The sequence below is a fragment of the Pseudomonas sp. OV226 genome, from assembly GCF_003148705.1.
GTDB lineage: Bacteria > Pseudomonadota > Gammaproteobacteria > Pseudomonadales > Pseudomonadaceae > Aquipseudomonas.
The window spans coordinates 1-2,053 of sequence record NZ_QGGS01000051.1 but is presented as its reverse complement, the minus strand read 5'-3'; the positions used below and the strand labels follow the sequence as shown (position 1 = coordinate 2,053).

Genomic DNA, 2,053 nt, shown 5'->3' with positions numbered 1-2,053 from the left:
GGTAAGGGATCCACGAACCCCACATTCAAAGCCGCCTATTGAAGCCTGATGCTGTACTCCCGATTTCTTTCCGGAGCCAGCCCCTCATGATGCGACCCGACGCCAAAGTCGAAAAAGTGTACCTCTACCCCAAGCCTGTCGACTTCCGGAAATCCATCGACGGTCTGGCCACCCTGGTCGAGCTGGATATTAAAGTCGCCGTTTTCGACCCGGTGCTTTTCGTATTTCTGAATCGCCACCGTAACCGAGTGAAGATCCTCTATTGGGAGCGCAACGGCTTCTGTCTTTGGCTCAAGCGCCTGGAGTCCGAGCGGTTCAAAACGTCGCCTGACGCCACCGACGAAGCCATCGTCTTGAGTGTCCAAGAACTGAACTGGCTGCTCGACGGTTTTGATCTCTGGCGCAACCGTCCGCATCAGGTTCTGACTCCACGTTTCGTGGCTTAACCCGGTATAATCCGGGCATGACTTTCATGCCCGACGACCTTCCAGACGATCCTGTTTTGCTCAAGCAAATGTTGCTTGAGGCATTCAGTCGTCAAGAGGAAGTGGCGCAGTCCTACCAGACCCACATCGTCGATTTGAAAGAACAGATCAAGTTGCTGCGCGACCGTCTGTTCGGACGTAAATCCGAACAGACCGTTGAGCCCAACACGCCGCAACTGGCTCTTTTCAACGAGCCAGAAAGCGAACCGATATCTCTCATCGTCGATATCGAAGAAGAAGTCGTTGCACCGACCCCGCGCCGTGGCAAACGCAAACCATTGTCGGCTGACCTGCCGCGTATCGAAGTCATCCACGAGCTGCCTGAGCACGAACTGACCTGTGCCTGCGGTTGCCGCAAACACGCCATCGGTGAAGAAACCAGCGAGCAACTGGACATTGTGCCAATGCAGATCCGGGTGATCAAACACATCCGCAAGGTTTACGGCTGCCGCGGTTGTGAAACGGTGCCGGTTATCGCCGACAAACCCGCCCAACTCATCGAAAAGAGCATGGCCAGCCCGAGTGTGCTGGCGATGCTGTTGACCACCAAGTATGTCGATGGCTTGCCGCTGCATCGTTTTGAGACGGTATTGAGCCGACACGGTATCGATATCCCACGTCAGACGCTGGCACGTTGGGTTATCCAGTGCGGTGAGCACTTGCAGCCGCTGCTGAATTTGATGCGCGACCGCTTACTGGAAAGTCCAGTCATCCACTGTGATGAGACTCGCGTCCAGGTACTCAAAGAACCGGATCGAGATCCGACCAGCCAGTCCTGGATGTGGGTGCAGGCCAGCGGCCCGCCGGATCGAAAAGTCGTGCTGTTCGACTACACCTCCAGCCGTGCGCAGGAAGTGCCATTGCGCTTGCTGGAAAGTTATCGCGGCTACGTGATGACCGACGATTACGCAGGTTATAACGCGTTGGCGTTGCAACCGGGGGTGGAACGCCTGGCGTGCATGGCCCATGTCCGGCGCAAGTTCGTCGATGCGCAAAAAGTGCAGCCCAAGGGCAAGACGGGGCGTGCCGATATCGCGCTGACCATGATTAACAAGTTGTATGGCGTCGAGCGCGAACTCAAGGACACCAGCGATGAACAGCGTTTTATTGGTCGTCAGGAAAAGAGCTTGTCGATCCTGGGTCAGTTGAAAAGTTGGCTGGAGAAAACGCAGCCACAGGTGACGCAACAAAGTGTGCTGGGCAAGGCCGTGAATTATCTGGCCAGCAACTGGAGCCGGCTGGAACGCTACGTGGAGGCTGGGTTTTTACCGATCGACAACAACCCGGCAGAGCGTGCAATAAAACCGTTTGTGATCGGGCGCAAGGCATGGCTGTTCAGCGATACGCCTAAAGGCGCTACCGCGAGTGCCCAGATCTACAGCTTGGTCGAGACCGCCAAGGTCAACGGCCAGGAACCCTATACGTGGCTGCGCCACGTACTGGAGCGACTGCCACATGCGCAGTCGGTGGCCGACTACGAAGCGCTACTGCCGTGGAACTGCTCACCGGAAATGCCAAGGTAAACCAGAACTCCATCCTGAAGTAGGTGGGGTTTATGGATCACGTAC

The 2,053-nt window shown here is 56.3% G+C and carries 2 protein-coding genes; both read left to right on the top strand.

Annotated features, from left to right (window positions below):
• The first annotated feature begins 86 nt into the window (after window positions 1-86).
• On the top strand, window positions 87-446 hold the full coding sequence (tnpB, locus tag C7534_RS32205; RefSeq protein WP_256594868.1) for an IS66 family insertion sequence element accessory protein TnpB: 360 nt from the start codon (window positions 87-89) through the stop codon (window positions 444-446).
• Window positions 447-463: 17 nt separating this feature from the next.
• Window positions 464-2,008 carry an IS66 family transposase gene (gene tnpC, locus C7534_RS32200; protein ID WP_109788266.1) on the top strand — a complete coding sequence of 515 codons (1,545 nt, stop codon included), beginning with the start codon at window positions 464-466 and terminating at the stop codon, window positions 2,006-2,008.
• The last annotated feature ends 45 nt before the right edge of the window (window positions 2,009-2,053 follow it).

Bases quoted from the DNA above. Each gene is read 5' to 3' on its own strand.
- tnpB (WP_256594868.1), top strand. From the start codon at position 87: ATGATGCGACCCGACGCCAAAGTCGAAAAAGTGTACCTCTACCCCAAG.
- tnpC (WP_109788266.1), top strand. From the start codon at position 464: ATGACTTTCATGCCCGACGACCTTCCAGACGATCCTGTTTTGCTCAAG.